4 protein-coding genes are annotated in these 3,476 nt (G+C 58.3%); all 4 read right to left on the bottom strand.

All coding sequences use genetic code 11. From position 1 onward, the window contains the following. Window positions 1-255 precede the first annotated feature (255 nt). The 4 genes from flgE to flgB are packed head-to-tail and all read right to left on the bottom strand — an operon-like array spanning window position 256 to window position 3,201. Window positions 256-1,572: a flagellar hook protein FlgE gene (gene flgE, locus OC71_RS26670; protein WP_041075033.1), complete on the bottom strand. Its 1,317-nt coding sequence runs from the start codon at window positions 1,570-1,572 to the stop codon at window positions 256-258. A 30-nt stretch (window positions 1,573-1,602) separates the two neighbouring features. Further along, on the bottom strand, window positions 1,603-2,331 hold the full coding sequence (gene flgD / locus OC71_RS26665; protein WP_041075031.1) for a flagellar hook assembly protein FlgD: 729 nt from the start codon (window positions 2,329-2,331) through the stop codon (window positions 1,603-1,605). A gap of 15 nt (window positions 2,332-2,346) precedes the next feature. Then, window positions 2,347-2,790: a flagellar basal body rod protein FlgC gene (flgC, locus tag OC71_RS26660; RefSeq protein WP_003227217.1), complete on the bottom strand. Its 444-nt coding sequence runs from the start codon at window positions 2,788-2,790 to the stop codon at window positions 2,347-2,349. A gap of 3 nt (window positions 2,791-2,793) precedes the next feature. Beyond that, window positions 2,794-3,201, bottom strand: coding sequence for a flagellar basal body rod protein FlgB (flgB, locus tag OC71_RS26655; protein ID WP_025112931.1), 408 nt, complete (start codon window positions 3,199-3,201; stop codon window positions 2,794-2,796). Window positions 3,202-3,476: the final 275 nt, after the last annotated feature.

Here is a 3,476-nt window from a genome sequence, read left to right as displayed (position 1 = left end):
CGAGAGGAGGTGCAGCGAAGCAAACCGGAGGCGATGCCCCCGGATGAATCCCGCAGCGAAGGAACCCGAGCCTAAGCGAGGGCCGAACGTTGGGGCCAAGCGTTTTGGTTACTTTTGGGCGTCTGCAAAAGTGACTCGCCGTAAGGGCGAAACCCTAAGTAGCCGTTACCGCAGCAACGGATAAGCCCACAAAACAATAGCCCACAAAAAAGCCCCTCAAAAAGAGGGGCTCCCTTGCACAATCAGAAACCGCAATCAGGTCATCTGAATGATGGTCTGCATGATAGTGCTCTGGGTGGAGATAGTCTTGGCGTTCGCCTGATAGTTGCTCTGGCCCTTGATCAGATCCACCAGCTCGTTGGTCAGGTTAACGTTGGACTCTTCCAGCGAGTTGGACACCACCTCACCCAAGGTACCGGTTTTCGGCGCGTCGTAACCCGGGATACCCGAGGCGAACGTCTCTTTCCAACTTGTGCCGCCGACAGGCTGCAGGCCTTGCTCGTTGGTGAAGCTGGCCAGCGCAACCTGGCCGATGGCCTTGCTCTGGTTGTTGCTGAAGTTGGCGAACAGCGTACCGGTGCCGTCGATGGTCAGGTTGGTGATCTGGCCAGTGGCGTAACCATCCTGAGTCGGAATCGAACGAGCGGTATCTGCGTTGTACTGGGTGGTCTGCGCCATCGAAATGGTGATACCGGCCGGGTTCGCCGAAGCGCCGTTAGGCGTGAACGTCCCATTAACCACAGTACCCGGCACCCAGCCAGTGAGCTTCAGGTCACTGCTGATCACAGGACCTGGCAGAGTGCTGACCTGGGTCAGCTTGCCAGCGGAGTCAAACGTCATGGTAGAAGGTGTCGGCGCGGTGACCTTCGGATCGCTGCCGGTAGCGTCCGGGTTACGACCGTCTACCAGGGTGTAGACCTTCCAGGTGTTCTGGCCAGTCTTCACCACGTACTGATCCATGACGTGCGAGTTGCCCTGAGAATCATAGATCGGCGTACTGAACTGCTTGGTGTAAGTCTCAAGTTTTGACGGATCGAACTTGCCGGCCGCCACTGTGTCGTCGATCACCGGTGCCGACGAATTCAGGTTGATAGTCGAGGTCACCAGCGAGGTGGACTTCGGCGCCAGGTTGGAAGTATCGATTTTCAGGTCGGTCAGCACACCATTGATGATCTTGCCGTTGGCATCCACACCATAACCTTGCAGACGCGAGGTGTAGTCGGTGTTGGTGATGTAACCGGCATTGTCGACTTTGAACGTACCGGCACGGGTATAGGAAATCGAGCCGTTGTTGCTCATGGTGAAGAAGCCGGAACCGTTGATGCCCATGTCCAGCACGTTACCGGTGTTGTTGATGTCACCCTGGGTGAACTGCTGGGACACGTTGGCCAAACGCACGCCGTTGCCGATGACCTTGCTGCCGCTACCCAGGCGAGTGGCCGAGTAGACGTCTTCGAATTCTGCACGGGACGATTTGAAACCGGCGGTCGCGACGTTGGCGATGTTGTTGCCGGTCACGTCCAGTTGTTTGTTGGCTGCATAGAGACCGCTAAGGCCGATATTGAAAGACATATTCCACTCCTTTGTGCCGGTTAGTCGGCTCTATATACCAATGGTTTGTACTTTGGACAGGGCGACGGTGCCCTTGCCGGACAGGTTGAGCATCAGCTCGCCACCGGTCTGGCTGATGGTCACGCTGTTGACCGTGGCTGGCAGGTAGGTCGCCATATCGGTCGAGGTGCCATTGATCGAGGCGTTGGCCTTGACGGTATAGGTACCGGTCTTCACCAGGTTGCCGTCCTTGTCCTTGCCGTCCCAGGTGAAGCTCGCGCTGCCTGCGGCGCGACTGCCCAGATCGATGGTGCGAACGACCGCGCCGCTGCTGTCGGTAATGCTGACGGTGCCGCCGGCAATCGACGACGGAACGGTGACCGAACCGGTCATGCCTTTGCTCGGGTCGTCCAGTTGAACGGTGTTGGTCTGCACGATCACGTTGCGACCGACCAGCGACGACGCCTGCAGCGCCTGCGACGAGTTGTAATTGCCGGCCAGCGAGCTGACGGTGCTGTTGAGGGTGGTGATACCCTCAAGGCTGCTGAACTGCGCCAACTGCGCAACGAAGGCGCTGTTGTCCTGCGGATCGAGCGGGTTCTGGTTTTTCAGCTGGGTGACCAGCAGTTGCAGGAACGCATCCTTGCCCAGGGCTTTGCCGCCAGTGGCGCTGTTGGTGGCCGAAGCAATGCCACCGGTGGTCGTACTGCTCGTTTTCTTCGAGGAGTTCGCCAGGATGTCATTCATGCTCAGGCTGCTGGTGGTATCGGAAACACTCATGGCCGTCGCCCCTTATTACTGACCGAGGGTCAGTACCTTCTGCATCATGGTTTTGGCGGTGTTCATCATTTCGGCGTTGGTCTGGAACGACCGGCTCGCGGAAATCATGTCAGCCATTTCTTCCACCACGTTGACGTTCGGGTAGTACACGTAGCCCTTGGCGTCAGCGGCCGGATGGTTCGGCTCGTAGCGTGCTTCGAGGTTGCTCTGGTCTTCGACCACGCCAAGTACCTGCACGCCCTGCCCTGCGGCGTCCTGGCTCTGGAACAGCGAGTTGCTGCCGCTGTTCTGGCCGCCCTGAAACATGGTGGCGAACACCGGGTGACGGGCGCGGTAAGTCTGGTCGATGCTCGACGAAACGGTTTCGGCGTTGGCGATGTTCGACGCCACGGTGTTCAAACGTGTGGTTTGTGCGCTCATGCCGCTGCCGGCAATGTTGAAAACGCTGGACAGGGACATGGATTACTCTCCGCGCAGGGCCGATACCAGCCCTTTGAATTTGCTGTTGAGCAGGGTGAAGCTGGCCTGGAAGCCCACGGCGTTTTCCGCGTAGTTGGACTGTTCCAGCTGAGCATCCACGGTGTTCTGGTCAATCGAAGGCTGCATCGGCGTGCGATACATCAGCGACTCGTCGCCATTGCCCAGGCCTTCAGCTTCGATGTGACGGCTGTTGGTCATGTTCAGGGCGATGGTGCCGTTGGCGTTTTTCTGGCTCTGTGCTTCAAGCACTTTGGAGAAGTCCAGATCCCGAGCCTTGTAGTTCGGGGTATCGGCGTTGGCGATGTTGTTGGCCAGCACTTCAGCGCGCTGGGCACGGAAACCCAATGCCTTTTCGTGAATGCCGAGCGCTTTATCGAAGCTGATGCTCATGTCGGGAACCTTCGGGTGAGCGGTTTTTCGTACCTGAGCTTTAGCAAGCGCCGTGCCAAACACAAAAACCCACGTAAACCGGGGCTTTGCGGGGAATCGGCAAAGCGGCAATGCCAGAAAAGCGGCAACCGGTTTCCGCTGCCTGCCGCTTTTCTGCCGCTGGCCTGCCTTCTATCAGCCAACACTGAACCCTGTGGGAGCGGGCTTGCCCGCGATGACGGTATGTCTGGTTAATCTAAATCGACTGACACGACGCTATCGCGGGCAAGCCCGCT

It is taken from the genome of Pseudomonas sp. W15Feb9B, assembly GCF_000828175.1.
GTDB lineage: Bacteria > Pseudomonadota > Gammaproteobacteria > Pseudomonadales > Pseudomonadaceae > Aquipseudomonas > Aquipseudomonas parakoreensis.
Note: the sequence above shows the minus strand (reverse complement) of the source record. Positions and strands in the feature narration are given on the sequence as shown.

Coding starts and splice junctions, on each gene's coding strand:
- flgE (WP_041075033.1), bottom strand. CDS start 1,572: ATGTCTTTCAATATCGGCCTTAGCGGTCTCTATGCAGCCAACAAACAA.
- flgD (WP_041075031.1), bottom strand. CDS start 2,331: ATGAGTGTTTCCGATACCACCAGCAGCCTGAGCATGAATGACATCCTG.
- flgC (WP_003227217.1), bottom strand. CDS start 2,790: ATGTCCCTGTCCAGCGTTTTCAACATTGCCGGCAGCGGCATGAGCGCA.
- flgB (WP_025112931.1), bottom strand. CDS start 3,201: ATGAGCATCAGCTTCGATAAAGCGCTCGGCATTCACGAAAAGGCATTG.